This is a genomic window from Comamonas sp. F1-6, from assembly GCF_039581415.1.
GTDB classification, from domain to species: Bacteria; Pseudomonadota; Gammaproteobacteria; order Burkholderiales; family Burkholderiaceae_C; genus Comamonas; species Comamonas thiooxydans.
Map to the genome: position 1 here is coordinate 449,811 of NZ_JBCPWN010000001.1, position 15,389 is coordinate 465,199.

13 protein-coding genes are annotated in these 15,389 nt (G+C 62.4%); 10 read left to right on the forward strand and 3 right to left on the reverse strand.

Annotation, left to right across the window (positions count from 1 at the left end):
• Positions 1-59: 59 nt before the first annotated feature.
• The gene (gene bfr / locus AAIL66_RS02080; protein ID WP_003057652.1) at positions 60-536 is read right to left on the reverse strand and encodes a bacterioferritin; all 477 of its coding nucleotides are present in this window, start codon (positions 534-536) and stop codon (positions 60-62) included.
• Positions 537-928: 392 nt separating this feature from the next.
• Here bfr and ahpC point away from each other — a divergent pair, with 392 nt between their 5' ends.
• The 8 genes from ahpC to AAIL66_RS02120 all read left to right on the forward strand — a co-directional run bounded on the left by ahpC (position 929) and on the right by AAIL66_RS02120 (position 10,286).
• Complete coding sequence (gene ahpC / locus AAIL66_RS02085) at positions 929-1,504, forward strand: alkyl hydroperoxide reductase subunit C (RefSeq protein WP_003057651.1); 576 nt, start codon at positions 929-931, stop codon at positions 1,502-1,504.
• A 175-nt stretch (positions 1,505-1,679) separates the two neighbouring features.
• Positions 1,680-3,236 (forward strand): alkyl hydroperoxide reductase subunit F, encoded by a 1,557-nt coding sequence (gene ahpF / locus AAIL66_RS02090; RefSeq protein ID WP_343495883.1) that lies wholly within the window; start codon positions 1,680-1,682, stop codon positions 3,234-3,236.
• Positions 3,237-3,626: 390 nt separating this feature from the next.
• Complete coding sequence (locus AAIL66_RS02095; protein WP_343495884.1) at positions 3,627-5,891, forward strand: TonB-dependent hemoglobin/transferrin/lactoferrin family receptor; 2,265 nt, start codon at positions 3,627-3,629, stop codon at positions 5,889-5,891.
• A 70-nt stretch (positions 5,892-5,961) separates the two neighbouring features.
• Complete coding sequence (locus AAIL66_RS02100; RefSeq protein WP_034360005.1) at positions 5,962-6,351, forward strand: hypothetical protein; 390 nt, start codon at positions 5,962-5,964, stop codon at positions 6,349-6,351.
• Positions 6,348-7,460 carry a ChuX/HutX family heme-like substrate-binding protein gene (locus AAIL66_RS02105; RefSeq protein WP_343495885.1) on the forward strand — a complete coding sequence of 371 codons (1,113 nt, stop codon included), beginning with the start codon at positions 6,348-6,350 and terminating at the stop codon, positions 7,458-7,460. The genes AAIL66_RS02100 and AAIL66_RS02105 overlap by 4 nt, the downstream gene beginning before the upstream one ends.
• Positions 7,457-8,341 (forward strand): ABC transporter substrate-binding protein, encoded by an 885-nt coding sequence (locus AAIL66_RS02110; protein ID WP_059441195.1) that lies wholly within the window; start codon positions 7,457-7,459, stop codon positions 8,339-8,341. The genes AAIL66_RS02105 and AAIL66_RS02110 overlap by 4 nt, the downstream gene beginning before the upstream one ends.
• A 14-nt stretch (positions 8,342-8,355) precedes the next feature.
• Complete coding sequence (locus tag AAIL66_RS02115; protein ID WP_174446997.1) at positions 8,356-9,465, forward strand: iron ABC transporter permease; 1,110 nt, start codon at positions 8,356-8,358, stop codon at positions 9,463-9,465.
• Entirely contained in the window at positions 9,462-10,286 is an 825-nt protein-coding gene (locus tag AAIL66_RS02120; RefSeq protein WP_343495886.1) for a heme ABC transporter ATP-binding protein, read from the forward strand. The genes AAIL66_RS02115 and AAIL66_RS02120 overlap by 4 nt, the downstream gene beginning before the upstream one ends.
• A gap of 88 nt (positions 10,287-10,374) precedes the next feature.
• On the opposite strand, the gene AAIL66_RS02125 is transcribed toward AAIL66_RS02120, so the two are convergent.
• Complete coding sequence (locus tag AAIL66_RS02125) at positions 10,375-10,647, reverse strand: DUF2798 domain-containing protein (protein WP_045838275.1); 273 nt, start codon at positions 10,645-10,647, stop codon at positions 10,375-10,377.
• A 189-nt stretch (positions 10,648-10,836) separates the two neighbouring features.
• Between AAIL66_RS02125 and AAIL66_RS02130 the strand changes: the two genes are divergently transcribed.
• Positions 10,837-11,766, forward strand: coding sequence for a LysR family transcriptional regulator (locus AAIL66_RS02130; protein ID WP_343495887.1), 930 nt, complete (start codon positions 10,837-10,839; stop codon positions 11,764-11,766).
• A gap of 148 nt (positions 11,767-11,914) precedes the next feature.
• On the opposite strand, the gene AAIL66_RS02135 is transcribed toward AAIL66_RS02130, so the two are convergent.
• Positions 11,915-12,736, reverse strand: a complete 822-nt coding sequence (locus AAIL66_RS02135) for a pyruvate, water dikinase regulatory protein (RefSeq protein WP_003057637.1) — start codon at positions 12,734-12,736, stop codon at positions 11,915-11,917.
• A 250-nt stretch (positions 12,737-12,986) separates the two neighbouring features.
• On the opposite strand from AAIL66_RS02135, the gene ppsA reads away from it, so the two are divergent.
• Positions 12,987-15,377, forward strand: coding sequence for a phosphoenolpyruvate synthase (gene ppsA / locus AAIL66_RS02140; RefSeq protein ID WP_343495888.1), 2,391 nt, complete (start codon positions 12,987-12,989; stop codon positions 15,375-15,377).
• The last annotated feature ends 12 nt before the right edge of the window (positions 15,378-15,389 follow it).

Here is a 15,389-nt window from a genome sequence, read left to right on the forward strand (position 1 = left end):
GGTCTCCAAAGCAAAAAGCGGCCCTGAGGCCGCTTTTGTCTTTCAGCGTGAAGCCGAAATTATTCGATCTCGCCCATCAGAGACTGCAGATAGTTCTGCGTGCCGACCTTGTCGATCAGGTCGAGCTGGGTTTCGAGGAAATCGATGTGCTCTTCGGTGTCGTCCAGAATCTTCTGCAGCAGATCGCGCGAAACATAGTCGCGCACGGATTCGCAGTGCGCGATGCCGTCCTTGATGGTCTGCTGCGCCGCTTGCTCCAGGCGCAGGTCGCAGGCCAGGGCTTCCGGCACGTCCTCGCCGATCTGCAGCTTGCCCAGGTCCTGCAGATTGGGCAGGCCGTCGAGCATGAAGATGCGGTCCATCAGCGCGTCGGCATGCTTCATCTCGCCGATGGATTCCTCATATTCCTTCTTGGCCAGCTTGTCGAAGCCCCAGTGCTTGTACATGCGGTAATGCACAAAGTACTGGTTGATGGCGGTCAGTTCGTTCTTGAGCTGGGCTTGCAGCCAGGAAATGACTTGTGCATCACCTTTCATGAGGACTCCTTCTCGGGCAGTTGTTGTTCGAGTCGATTGTCCATGCTTTATGAGGCAAATCAAACAAAGCCCATGCCCGCGCGAATTGGCTGCATCTGATGCGCGTTCTCGTTTAGCTTACGTGCTGCCGGACGGACCTTCCTCGCGAGGTTTGACTCAGTGATGACAACAAAAGCTATGAGCGTGATTGAAGGACTATTGGCTTGAACTACCTGGTTTCGGCCCACAATAGAAAGCTGAGCTGCACAGCGGTGCGGCTTGACTTCAGAAGCCGGGAATCTGGTTTGATAGGTTTTGTAAATCAATTTGATGAAATCAATCGATTGGTTTTATTAAGTGGGCCGCTCTAAACTTCATCCTGTCTTCAAACACTAACCACAAGGAAACAGCAAATGTCTCTGATCAACACTCAAGTTCAACCTTTCAAGACCGAAGCCTATGTGAACCGCAACGGCAAGGGTGAATTCATCACCGTGACTGAAGAGAGCCTGAAGGGCAAGTGGTCTGTGGTGATCTTCATGCCCGCCGCCTTCACCTTCAACTGCCCCACCGAAATCGAAGACGCAGCCAACAACTACGCCGAGTTCCAGAAGGCCGGTGCCGAGGTCTACATCGTGACCACCGACACCCACTTCTCGCACAAGGTGTGGCACGAAACTTCCGACGCAGTGGGCAAGGCTAAGTTCCCCCTGGTTGGCGACCCCACACACCAGCTGACCAACGCTTTCGGCGTGCACATCCCCGAAGAAGGTCTGGCTCTGCGCGGTACCTTCGTGATCAACCCCGAAGGCGTGATCAAGACCATGGAAGTGCATTCCAACGAAATCGCTCGTGACGTGTCCGAAACCCTGCGCAAGCTCAAGGCTGCCCAGTTCACCGCCGCCAACCCCGGCCAGGTGTGCCCCGCCAAGTGGAAGGAAGGCGCCAGCACGATCACTCCTTCGCTGGATCTGGTCGGCAAGATCTAAGCCTGATACCTATCGGCTGAGCGTGCAAGCGCTCTGAAAGCCGGACGACGTTCAGGCGAGTGCCGCCTGTCTGTCCGGCTTTTTTTCGCCCAGTTTTTGCTTTCATGGGCGGGCAAAGGCCTCAAAAGCACTTTGCTGCATTGCATCAACAACTCTAAATTCAAAGGAATCCACCATGCTTGACGATCAACTCAAAGCCCAACTCGCCGCCTATCTGGAACGCGTGCAGCAGCCGTTTGAGCTGGTGGCTTCTCTGGATGACAGCGAGACCAGTGCACAGATGCACGATCTGCTGAAGACCATCCAGTCCCTGCGCAGTGACAAGATTTCGCTGCGCACCGACGGCAGCGATGCCCGCAAGCCCTCGTTCACGCTGCAGCGCCAGGGCACGGCCACCCAGCTGCGTTTTGCCGGCCTGCCCCTGGGGCATGAATTCACCTCGCTGGTGCTGGCCCTGCTGTGGACGGGCGGCCATCCTCCCAAGGTGGAGCAGGATGTGATCGACCAGATCAAGGCTCTGGACGGCGACTTCAACTTCGAGGTCTATATGAGCCTGAGCTGCCACAACTGCCCCGACGTGGTTCAGGCGCTGTCGCTGATGGCGATTCTCAACCCCAAGGTCAAGACCACGGTGATCGAAGGCGGTGCCTTCCAGAAAGAAGTGACCGAGCGCGAAATCATGGCCGTGCCCATGGTGTTCATGAACGGCAGCGTGTTCGGCTCCGGTCGCATGACCATCGAAGAAATCGTGGCCAAGCTGGACACCGGTGCAGCCTCGCGTGACGCAGCCAAGCTGTCGGCCAAGGAAGCCTTCGACGTGCTGATCATCGGTGGCGGTCCTGCCGGCGCGGCAGCCGCCGTGTATGCGGCTCGCAAGGGCATTCGCACCGGCGTGGCAGCCGAGCGCTTTGGCGGCCAAGTCAACGACACACTGGCGATCGAGAACTACATCTCCGTGCTGGAAACCGACGGACCCAAGTTCGCCGCTGCATTGGAAGCCCACACTCGCGCCTATGACGTGGACATCATGAACCTGCAGCGCGCCGAGAAGCTGATTCCCGCTGCGCACCCTGGCGATCTGGTGGAAGTGCAACTGGCCAATGGCGGCTCGCTCAAGGCCAAGACCGTGATCCTGTCCACGGGGGCGCGCTGGCGCAATGTGAACGTGCCTGGCGAGGCCGAGTACAAGAACAAGGGCGTGGCTTACTGCCCGCACTGCGATGGTCCGCTGTTCAAGGGCAAGCGCGTGTCGGTGATTGGCGGTGGCAACTCCGGCATCGAAGCTGCGATTGACCTGGCGGGTCTGGTGGCCCATGTGACGGTGGTGGAATTTGCCGATCAACTCAAGGCCGATGCCGTGCTGGTCAAGAAGCTGCACAGCCTGCCCAATGTGACCGTCATCACCAACGCCCAGACTACGGAGATCACGGGTGCCAACGGCAAGGTCAACGGCCTGAGCTACAAGGACCGTACGAGCGGTGCCGAGCACCATGTGGAGCTCGAAGGTGTGTTTGTGCAGATCGGCCTGGTGCCGAACACCGAATGGCTCAAGGGCACACTGGAGCTGAGCAAGTTCGGCGAAATCATTGTGGATGCCAAGGGGCAGACCAGTCTGCCCGGGGTGTTCGCCGCCGGTGACTGCACCACGGTGCCTTACAAGCAGATCGTGATCGCCGCCGGCGCCGGTGCCACGGCGGCACTGTCGGCCTTCGATCATCTGATCCGCAACTAAACGGCCTTCATCGCTTGCAAGGTAAGCGATGGTAGCTATTAAAAAAGGACTGCTTGGGCAGTCCTTTTTTCTTATGGGCGGCCTGGAGGAGGGGGCATTTCCGCCGGGGTCGTCAGGGCTGCAGCGTTCCTCGGGGCGGGTTGAGGACATAAGCAGCCCGTGAAAACAGGCGGCGCTGCAAGCCGTAGCCTTGCGCAAGACTCAATTCCCGGTTTTGTAACAAGTTTATTTGCGGTTGAGAATTATTCGCATATACTTCTTCCACATTCAGCCAGCCAATGCCGTGCCAGCTACAGGCCGCGAAGCCTCTGACGTTTCGACCTGTGGCCATTGACGTACCTATCAGAAGCCAGCTCTTTTCCATTTCTATGAATAAAGAGGGTTTCTGGTATGGCTTCCGCCACCGCTTTGCACGCCCGCGCCATGCCGGCGCCACGCTCCAATCTCCGTCCGCTGGCGCTGGCCTGCGCACTGGCCTGCGCCGCCATTTCGGCCCAGGCCCAGCAGCAATCCTCCGAGTCCATACAGGTCGCAGCGGCCCGCGCCGACCGCAACACTCCTGTTTTGCGCGATGTGGTCATCAGTGCCTCGCGCGACGAGCAGGATGCCGACAGCCTGCCCATGACGGTGGACGTCATCGACGCCAAGCAAATGGAAGAGGAGCAGATCGGCGATATCCGTGAGCTTGCAGCCAAGCTGCCCAATGTGACCGTGCCGCGCAGTCCTGCGCGTTTCACGTTGGCCGGCTCTCCCACCGGGCGTGACCAGAACAGCGGCTTCAATATCCGTGGCCTGGAAGGCAACCGCGTGCTGATGCTGGTCGATGGCGTGCGCCTGCCGCGCAGCTATACCTTCAGCGCCAATGCCTTTGGCCGCGACTATCTGGATCTGGGTCTGGTGCAACGCGTGGAAATCCTGCGCGGCGCCGTGCCCGCTCTCTATGGCTCGGACGGCATGGGCGGCCTGGTCAATTTCATCACCGTGCAGCCCGACGATCTGCTCAAGGACGGCAAGACCATTGGCGGCCGGGTCTCGGCCAGCTATGACGGCTCGGACAACGGCAAGCGCCTGGGCGCAACCCTCGCGGGCAAGGCCAGCGATGAATGGAGTTGGCTGCTTTCGGCCGGTGTGGGCCGCTCCAGCGCGCTGGAGAATATGGGCAGCAATAACACCGTGGGTGCTCTGCGCACCACGCCCAACCCCGAGAAGGACAAGAGCCATTCGCTGCTGGGCCGCCTGGTCTACACGCCATCGGCCGTGCAAAAACATGTCTTCACGCTGGAAAACGTGGACAAGCGCGCCGACTACGACCTGTTGAGCGCTCGCAGCGCCACCGTCACCGATTCGCGTGCCGAGACCACCATGAAGCGCTGGCGCGCTACCTGGCAGGGGCAGTGGCAGCAGCTGGATACGGCACTGGCCGACGAGCTCAAGCTGATGGCCAGCTATCAAAGCTCGAGCTCGCGCGAGTTCGTGACCGAAACCCGCACCCCGCCTCTGGCCTATCGCGAGCGCGATGTGACCTATGACGAGGATGCGCTGCAGCTGCATGCCCAGGCCGGCAAGACGCTGCGCTGGGAAAATGGCCTGAGCGGCAAGTTCAGCTATGGCATCGACTATCTGCGCGGCAAGGTGGTCAACGAGCAGAACGGCATCACGCCGCCGGCAGGCGAGAGCTTTCCGCTCAAGCGCTTCCCCGACACCACGGAAACCTCGACCGCGCTGTTTGCCCAGGCCGAGCTGCACTATGGTGCTTTCAGCCTGACGCCCGGATTGCGGGCCGAGCACTACAGCATCAAGCCCAAGCAGCAGGGCTTTGGCGGCACGGCGGTCAGCAATTCGGACTCCGCCGTCTCCCCCAAGCTGGGTGCCATGTTCCAGATGAACGATGCCTGGTCGGTCTACGGCAACTATGCCGCCGGTTTCAGAGCGCCGAATGCAGGGCAGATCAATGCCTTCTTCGAGAACCCGTTCATGTTCTACAAGAGCATTCCCAACCCCGATCTCAAGGCGGAAAAAAGCAATACCTTCGAGCTGGGCCTGCGTGGCCGCATGAGTGCGCTGCGCCTCGATGCCGCAGTCTTCACGGGCCGCTACAAGGACTTCATCCAGGATCAGGTGCAGGTTGCGGGCGAATACGGTGATCGCAACAACCCCGCGACGTTCCAGTCCGTCAATCTGAACCGCGTGCATATCAGCGGCTTCGAGCTCAAGGCCGACTATGACTGGGGCCGGTTTGCGGGCGGCAACTGGCGCACCAATGCCGCCTATGGCTACACCAAGGGTACGGACAAGAGCACCAACAAGCCGGTGGACACCATCTCGCCTCAGCAACTGGTGCTGGGCGTGCGCTACGACCGCTCGAATGTGGGCGTGCAGCTCAGCGCCTCGCACTGGGCAGGCAAAAAAGACAAGGATGCGCCTGATCTTTCCACTGGCCGCCCCTTGCTCAGCTCATCTGCGACGGTGCTGGATTTGAGTGCGCAATGGCGTATCCGTCCGGGCACGCGTCTGAATGTGGGCATCTACAACCTGACCGACAAAAAGTATTCGCGCTGGGCGGATGTTCGTGGCTTGAGCCGCACGACGCAGATTGCCGATGCCTATACCCAGCCGGGCCGCAATGTGCGCGTGTCCCTGGTTCAGGACTTCTGATTTTGTAGCTGAAAGTGCTTGACTGATAAGCGCTGTAGGCCTTTTTGACTCAAAACTGCGGGAGTGTGCCATGTCTGTTTTCGAGAACGCCGCCAATGCCCAGAGTGCTTCTGGCAGTCGCGATGAGGAATATCTGCTCACCGAGGGCGAAGCCCAGCTGGCCACGGTGCTGGCGCTGATGACCGGTTTCAGCCAGGGCTGCTGTGCGGCGCACCGCGCGCCCATGGCTCAGAGGGTCTCGACGCAACTGGCGCGCATGGCCGAAGGCCTGGACGGCTGTGAGCGCTCTGAGGACATGCGCCACTTTCTGCAAAAGCTGGAGCAGCGCTGGGCCACGGTGGCCCGGGTGCTGGCCCAGCCTGAACAAGAGCCCGAAGCCCAGGCTTCGGCTCCCCGCTTTGACGACGAATTTTCCAACCCACAGCCACACTGGCATCACAGCCCGGAGACCCTGCAATGAACGCCATCACATCCCCTGAAATCCAGACCATGACTGCGGTGCAGATCCGTGAGCAATTCGCGCAAAAGCGTGAGCAAGGCCTGCGCGCCAAGGATGCGGCCGAGGCGCTGCAGCTGAGCGAAGGCGCGGTCATCGCCGCCCATGGCGGCGAGCATGAACGCACGCTCAAGGCTTTGCCGCTGCGCGCCGAATGGCTGGACATTCTTAAAGCCCTGGAAGCCTGCGGCACCGTGATGGCGCTCACGCGCAACGAATCCACCGTGCATGAAAAAGACGGCATCTACCAGAACCTCTCGGCCCAGGGACCGGTCGGTCTGGCGCTGAGCCGGGAGATCGATTTGCGCCTGTTCTTCATGCACTGGCATGCCGGCTTTGCCGTGACAGAGGAGTCCGCCAACGGCAACCGTCCTGCCATGCGCAGCCTGCAGTTCTATGACGCAGCCGGCCGTGCCGTGCACAAGGTGTTTGCGCGCGAGGCCACGGACATGGCAGCCTGGAATGCGCTGGTGGAGCGCTTTGCCGAGCCCTCTGCAGGCTATGTGTTCCGCGAGCCTGCGGCCAAGCCGGCCGTCAAGGCCGATGCCGAGATCGACGTGCCCGCGCTGACTCAGGCCTGGACCGATATGAAGGACACGCATGAGTTCTTCGAGATGCTGCGCAGGTTCGGAGTCGAGCGCCAGCAGGCCTTCCGTCTGGTGCCCCAGTACTGCGATCGCCTTAGCACCGACGCGGTCGCGCAGTTGCTGGGCGATGCGGCGGTGGACGGTGTCTCCATCATGGTGTTTGTGGGCAGCAGCGGCTGCATCCAGATCCACACCGGCCCCGTGAGCAATATCCAGCCTATGGACGGCAAGGACGGCGTGCGCTGGATCAATGTGCTGGACAAGGGCTTCAACCTCCATCTGCGCACCGACCTGATAGCCAATGTCTGGGTGGTGCAGAAACCCACCAGCGATGGCGTGGTGACCTCGGTCGAGGCCTTTGATGCCGAAGGCAACAACATGGCCATGTTCTTCGGTGAGCGCAAGCCAGGCCAGCCCGAGCTGCAAGGCTGGCGCGATCTGGTGGCCGGCCTGCCGCGCAAGACTGAAGTGGCGGAGGCCGTATGAGCACGCCAGACATTTCCCGACGTCAGGGTCTGCACTGGCTGGGCGCTGCCGTGGCGGGCACGGCCCTGCCGGCCCTGGCACAGACTGCCGCTGCCGCGCCAGGAGCGAAGCGGCTGGTGTCGCTCAGCGGCGCACTGACCGAGGTGGTCTATCTGCTCAATGCCCAGAGCCTGCTGGTGGGCACGGACACCACCAGCCTGTTTCCCGAAGCGGCGCAAAAAACCGCCAAGGTCGGCTATGTGCGCCAGCTCTCGGCCGAAGGCCTGCTCTCGCTCAAGCCCGATGCGGTGATCGCAACCAGCGAGGCCGGGCCTCCCGTGGTGCTCGATCAGATCCGTCAGGCTGGCGTGCGTGTATCGCTGGTTGCGGCCAGGCACAACTGGGCCGAGGTCCAGGAAAAGGTCAAGGTTGTGGGGCGCGAGACAGGTCGTTCCAGCGAGGCCGACAAACTGCTGGCCCAGCTCGATGCGCAGTGGAGCAGCGTCCAGGCGCAGGTGGCCAAGGCCCAGCGCAAGCCGCGCGTGCTGTTTGTGCTCTCGCACAGCGGCAGTCCGCAGGTGGCAGGCAAGGGCACGGCAGCCAATGCACTGATCCAGTACGCGGGCTGTGTCAATGTCATCGACCAGTTCGACGGCTACAAGCCCTTGACTGCCGAAGCCATGGCCAGCGCTGCGCCCGAGGTCATCATCAACACCACGCAGGGCATTGAAGCACTGGGCGGCGAGGCCGCCTTCTGGAAGCGGCCCGAGCTGGCACTGACTCCCGCCTATGCCAAGAAGGCGCTGGTGACGCTGGAAGCCAGCCATTTGCTGGGCTTCGGCCCGCGCCTGCCCAGCGCTGTGCAGGCGCTGCATATGCGCGCACTGCAGTGGGTGGCCTGAGCATGAGCGCAAGCATGGGGAGCGTGGCATCAAAGCCAGCAGCCGAGCTGCCCGTCGCATCGCGCTGGCGCACGCCGGCCGGCCGGCTCAGCCGCAGCGCAGCCCTGCTGCTGGGTGCGGCGCTGGTATTGCTGGCCATGGTGTGGGGTGCGGCCAGCGGGGCCTATGCCATTGCACCGGGGCAACTGCCCGGGATTGCCTGGGACGGGCTTCGCAGTTTTTTTGGCGGTGCCGTGGACAGCGGCCCCGAGCATCTGGTCTTTCTCAATATCCGCCTGCCGCGCCTGCTCATGGGCGTGGCTGCGGGTGCAGGACTGGGGCTGGCCGGCGCATTGATGCAGGGGCTGTTTCGCAATCCGCTGGCCGACCCCGGCCTCATCGGCGTGAGCAGCGGCGCGGCCCTGGCTGCCGGCATCACCATCGTGCTGGGCGGCCTGTATCTGCCCTGGCTGCCGCGTCATCTGGGCAGCTGGGCTCTGGTGGCCATGGCTTTTGGCGGCGGTCTGGCCGTGACCGCCGTGGTCTATGTGCTGGGTCAGGTCCAGGGCACGACCCGCATCGGCCTGATGCTGCTGGCCGGCATTGCCATCAATGCGCTGGCCGGCGCCGGACTGGGCTTTCTGAGCTTTGTATCGACGGACGAGCAGCTGCGCAATCTGCAGATGTGGCTGCTGGGCAGCCTGGGCGCCTCGCGCTGGAGTGCGGTGGCCCTGGTGTCGGCGGCCGTCGCCGTCAGCGCAGCGGCGGCGCTGGCGCTGGCCAGGCCGCTGAATGCGATTGCACTGGGCGAAGCCCAGGCCAATCTGCTGGGTGTGGCCGTGGAGAAAACCAAGCGCCGCGCCGTAATGGTGGCTGCGCTGGCCGTGGGGGCCGTGACCGCGACCACCGGCATCATCGGCTTCATCGGCCTGGTCGCGCCGCACTGGGTGCGGCTGATTGCCGGTCCCGATCATCGCGTGGTGCTGCCGGGGTCGGCCCTGCTGGGGGCTGCGCTGGTGGTCAGCGCCGATGCCGTGGCGCGCACCATCGTCAAGCCGGCCGAGCTGCCGCTGGGCGTGCTCACCGCGTTTATCGGCGTGCCGCTTTTCCTGGCCATGCTGCGCCAGTTCAGGAGCAAGGTATGAGTGCGCACCAAGGGGTGTCCAGCCTCGAATGCCGCAATCTGGGCGTCGGCGTGCTCAAGGGGCCGCGCCTGGCGACGGTGGATGTGAGGATTCCGGCCGGGCGCTTTACCGCCATCCTCGGCCCCAACGGCGCCGGCAAGTCCACGCTGATGTCCATGCTGGTGGGCGAGCGCGCGCCGCAGTCGGGGCAGGTCCTGCTCGACGGGCAGGCGCTGTCCGCGCACGCTGTGGAGGGCCTGGCGCGGCGTCGCTCCGTCATGCCCCAGGATTGCAGCGTGGCCTTTGACTTCACGGCCCAGGAGGTGGTGGAGCTGGGGCGTTATCCGCATCGTCATCAGCCCAGCAACGGGGAGGCGCAGATTCCGGCGCAGGCCATGGAGTTGACCGGGGTCGATCATCTGGCGCAGCGCAGCATCAACACGCTGTCGGGCGGCGAGCGGGCTCGCACTCACCTGGCCAGGGCACTGGCGCAGATCTGGCAGCCGCCCGCCGACGGCGCGGCGCGCTGGCTTCTGCTGGACGAGCCCACCGCTGCTCTCGACCTGGCCCATCAGCACCATGCCATGCGCCTGCTGCGCCAGTGGGCTGGGCAGCAGGGCGCAGGCGTGGTGGCGGTGATCCATGACCTGAACCTGGCCTTGCGCTATGCCGACGATGTGCTGGTGCTGGGCGGTGATGCCGGAGTGCATCACGGTGCGGTGCAGGATGTGCTGCAACCGGCGCTGGTGCGCCAGGTCTGGGGCATGCAGTGCGACCCGGTGCGCAGCAGCGACGGCGCGCTGCAGTATATTTTTGTAGCTGATACCGCTTTACCTGCTTGAAATTTAAGCATATTGAATTGAATTTTGAAGCCAGTCATGCGCAGGCTGCTTCAGATTCAATAGCTAATGACCTGACTGTCACTGGCTGTCAATGCGTATGCACGGTCAGCGCAACCAGCTTGAGCACCAGCGGCCGCACCATCATCACGCAGAAGAACGCCACCGGCATGGCCAGCGCATAGGCGCTGAACACGCGCCGCACATAGCCGCTGTCAAAGCCGGTATTGGCCGCCACGATGGTGCAGCACATGAGGAACGCCATGATGCCGGCCATGAAAAACGCGAAAACAAACGGCGTGTAACGCCTGTGCAGCTTCAGTGCGGAAAGTCTGGAGGAGAAGGAACTGGAGTATGAATTCATGGGAACGATGCTGAAAATGCACTCGGCGTCATGGCGGCTTGCGTTGCTGTGTCAAAGGCTTGAGGCCGAATGCATGGATGGGAAACAGGGTTGCACTGTAAGCATCAGCGGCGGCCGGCGGTAGAGGTCCGGGGCTTGTTGTACTCATAAGCAGAACTTTCGAATTCAATTGGAGATACATTCGCAGTCATGCCGAATCTGCGAGCCATAGAAACCTTTGTCAAAGCGCTGGAGGGCGGCTCCATCGCCTCGGCTGCGCGCCAGCTGGGCATTTCGCCCGCCGCAGCCAGCCAGAACATCGCGCGGCTGGAGCGCGAGTTGGGCACGCGCCTGATCACCCGCACCACCCGGTCCATGGCCTTGACCGAGGCCGGCGAGAGCTATCTGGCGCGCGTCGCTCCGGTGCTCGACGAGCTCGAAAAAGCCCAGTCCGATCTCTCGCTGATTCATGGAGAGCTGCAAGGCCGCTTGCGCATTGCCTGCATGGCAGCCTTTGGCCGCCATGTGCTGGCGCCGCTGCTGCCGGCGTTTAGCGCGCTGCATCCGCGACTGGAGCTGGAGCTCTTGATCACGGACCGGCATGTGGATGTGCTCAAGGAGGATGTGGACATCAGCGTGCGCTACCGCGATGTGCTGGAGCCCGGCATGTCGGTGCGGCTGCTGGCCTCGGTGCCGCGCATTCTGTGTGCATCGCCGCAGTATCTGCAACAGCATGGCTGCCCGCAGACGGCACAGGATCTGCTTGAGCATGCCTGTCTGCTGTATCGGCGCGAGCGCGACGGCAGGCTTATGCGCTGGCCCTTTCTGCGCGATGGCCAGCGCACCGATCCGAAGCAGAAGATTGCGGCCATAGGCAGCGATATCGATGCCCTGGTGGAGTTCGCCGCTGCCGGTGGCGGCATCGCCTGGGCCGGCAGCTTCATCGTCCATGAGGAGATGCGCAAGGGGCGGCTGGTGCCTCTGGCACTCAAGTCGGCGCGCAAGGGCCAGTTGCAGTTCGAGGATGCTCCGCTGGACTTCTTCGCCTGCTTCAAGGACCGTAAATATGTGCCGGCCAAGGTCCGCGCCCTGGTGGACTATCTGCTGCAGGAGCTGCCGCAGCAGCCCGTCCTGCGTTGAGCGAGGACAGTGCGTGGCGCCTGCATTACCCGTAGTTCTTGACGCCGGCGCGGGCTAAAGGCACGGGCTAAGTAAGGGCGGCCGAGAGCCGCCTCGCAGCGAGGGCTGCGTCCCCTTGGGGAAGCGGCGAAGCCGCTCAGGGGGAGGCTTAATGCCCCAGATGCTGCGGCAGCACTTCCTGCAAGATGGTAGTGGCAATCTCTTCGATCGACTTGGTGGTGCTTGACAGCCACTCGATGCCGCTTCTGCGCATCATGGCCTCGGCCTCGGCCACCTCGTAGCGGCAGTTGGGCAGGCTGGCGTACTTGGAGTCGGGGCGGCGTTCGTTGCGGATGCTGGACAGGCGCTCGGGCTGAATCGTCAGGCCAAACAGCTTTTTGCGATAGGGCTCCAGCGCGGGCGGCAACTGCTTGCGCTCGAAGTCTTCGGGAATCAGCGGGTAGTTGGCCACCTTGAGGCCAAACTGCATGGCCAGGTACAGGCTGGTTGGAGTCTTGCCCGAGCGGCTCACGCCCACCAGAATCACGTCGGCGCCGCTCAGGTCGGCATGGGTCTGGCCATCATCGTGAGCCAGCGTGTAGTTGATGGCCTCCATGCGCTCCAGATATTCCTTGCTCTCGCTGATGTCGGCAAAGCGGCCCACGCGGTGCAGCGACTTCTGGCCCAGTTCCACCTCCAGCGGGCGCACAAAGGTGCCGAACATGTCGAACAGCTTGCCCTTGCAGTTGGCTTCAAGGAATTCCAGCATCTCCTGATTGACCAGGGTGGTGAAGATGATGGGCTTTCTCTTCTCCACCTCGGCCACATGGTTGATCTGGCGCACGGCCTGATGAATCTTGTCCATGGAGTCCACAAAGGGGATGCGAATCAGCCTCGGCTTGCTCTCGAACTGGGCCATGATGGCCGTGCCGAAGGTCTCGGCCGTGATGCCTGTGCCGTCAGAAATGACAAAAATCGTATGGGTATGCATGGTGCGCGCAGTGATTAGGTGGGACCTGAGCAGGCAATGCCATGTCCCGGACTCTGAATCTGGTTTGAGCCACGCGACGCTCGCCGGCTCAGCCTACAATGGCGCCCATTATTCCCAAATTCAAGCCCATGCTCGTTGACGGTCAACATCCAGAACAGCAAAGCACTGCATTCAAGCAGCATGGGTTCGCGTGCCCTGGCCATTCAGCCCAGAGCCGCCTGCGTACCGGTTTTTAACTTTGGAGCTTCCCATGTCTCAACTGTTCGAAGCGACCGCTCTGGTCGTTCCGTTTGAAAAACTGAGAATGTCTGATGTCGAGTCCGTAGGCGGCAAGAACGCCTCGCTCGGCGAAATGATCTCGCAACTGCCCCAGGGCGTACGCGTGCCTACCGGCTTTGCCACCACGGCTCATGCATTCCGCGAGTTCCTGGCCTTTGAAGGTCTGGCCGGCAAAATCTCGGCCAAGCTGGCTGCCCTGGACGTGGACGATGTCCGCGCTCTGGCCACTGTGGGCGCGGAAATCCGCGCCATGGTGGAGAGCCAGCCGTTCCCTGCCGATTTGGAGCAGGCCATTCGTGAGGAATTTGTCCGCCTGCAAGGCGGCAATGCCGAGGCATCGTTTGCCGTGCGCTCTTCCGCCACGGCAGAAGACCTGCCTGATGCATCGTTTGCCGGCCAGCAGGAAACCTTCCTGAACGTGGTGGGCATCGAAGACGTGCTGCGCAAGATGAAGGAAGTGTTCGCGTCGCTGTACAACGACCGCGCCATCTCCTACCGCGTGCACAAGGGCTTCGAGCACGATGTGGTGGCACTGTCCGCCGGCGTGCAGCGCATGGTGCGCTCCGACAAGGGCGCTGCCGGCGTGATGTTCACCATCGACACCGAATCCGGTTTCGAGGAAGTGGTCTTCATCACCTCCAGCTACGGCCTGGGCGAGACCGTGGTGCAGGGCGCCGTGAACCCCGACGAGTTCTATGTGCACAAGCCCATGCTCAAGGCTGGCAACAAGGCGCTGATCCGCCGCAATCTGGGCTCCAAGCTGATCCAGATGATTTTTGCCACGCCCGAGGAAAAGGCTGCAGACGGCAAGCTGGTCAAGACCACCGATGTGGCCCACGAACTGCGCAACCGCTATTCGCTGACCGACGAGGAAGTGCAGCAACTGGCGCATTACGCTCTGGTGATCGAGCAGCACTACGGCCGCCCCATGGATATCGAATGGGGCAAGGACGGCACCGACGGCCAGCTCTACATCCTGCAGGCGCGCCCCGAAACCGTGAAGAGCCAGGCCAAGGGCCAGGCCGAGCTGCGCTACAAGCTCAAGGGCACGGGCACCGTGCTGGCCGAAGGCCGCGCCATCGGCCAGAAGATCGGCACCGGCCCCGTGCGTCTGGTGTCCGACATCTCGCAGATGGACCAGGTGCAGGCCGGCGACGTGCTGGTGACCGACATGACCGACCCCAACTGGGAGCCCGTCATGAAGAAGGCTTCGGCCATCGTCACCAACCGCGGTGGCCGTACTTGCCACGCAGCCATCATTGCTCGCGAGCTGGGCATCCCTGCCGTCGTGGGCTGCGGCAATGCGACCGATCTGCTTAAGGCCGAAACACTGGTCACCGTGTCCTGCGCGGAAGGCGATACCGGCAAGATCTATGACGGTCTGCTGGAAACCGAAGTGACCGAGGTCAAGCGTGGCGAGATGCCCAGCATCCCCACCAAGATCATGATGAACGTGGGCAACCCCCAGCTGGCTTTCGACTTTGCCCAGCTGCCCAACGAAGGCGTGGGTCTGGCCCGTCTGGAATTCATCATCAACAACAATATCGGCGTGCACCCCAAGGCCATCCTGGACTACCCCGCCGTTGACGCCGACCTGAAGAAGGCGGTCGAGTCCGTGGCGCGTGGCCATGCATCTCCCCGCGCGTTCTACGTGGACAAGGTGACTGAAGGCGTGGCAACGATTGCCGCCGCTTTCTGGCCCAAGCCCGTGATCGTGCGCATGTCCGACTTCAAGTCCAACGAATACCGCAAGCTGATCGGCGGCAGCCGTTACGAGCCCGAGGAAGAGAACCCCATGCTGGGCTTCCGCGGTGCAGCGCGCTACATCTCGGCCGAGTTCGGTGAAGCCTTTAAGATGGAATGCGAAGCCCTGCGCCGCGTGCGTGAGGACATGGGTCTGACCAACGTCAAGATCATGATCCCCTTCGTGCGTACGCTGGGCCAGGCCAAGCGCGTGACCGAGCTGCTGGCCGAGAACGGACTCAAGCGCGGCGAGAACGGCCTGCAGCTGATCATGATGTGCGAAGTGCCCTCCAACGCAGTCCTTGCCGAAGAGTTTCTCGAGTACTTCGACGGCTTCTCCGTGGGCTCCAACGACCTGACCCAGCTGACCCTGGGCCTGGACCGCGACTCGGGCCTGGAGCTGCTGGCCGCCGACTTCGACGAGCGCGATCCTGCCGTCAAGAAGCTGCTGGCCCGTGCCATCAAGGCCTGCCGCGACCAGAACAAGTATGTAGGCATCTGCGGCCAAGGCCCTTCGGACCACCCCGACTTCGCCAAGTGGTTGGCCGATGAAGGCATCTCGTCCATCTCTCTGAACCCTGACAGCGTGGTCTCCACCTGGCAGAAGCTGGCTGAATAAGCCTTGCGCATC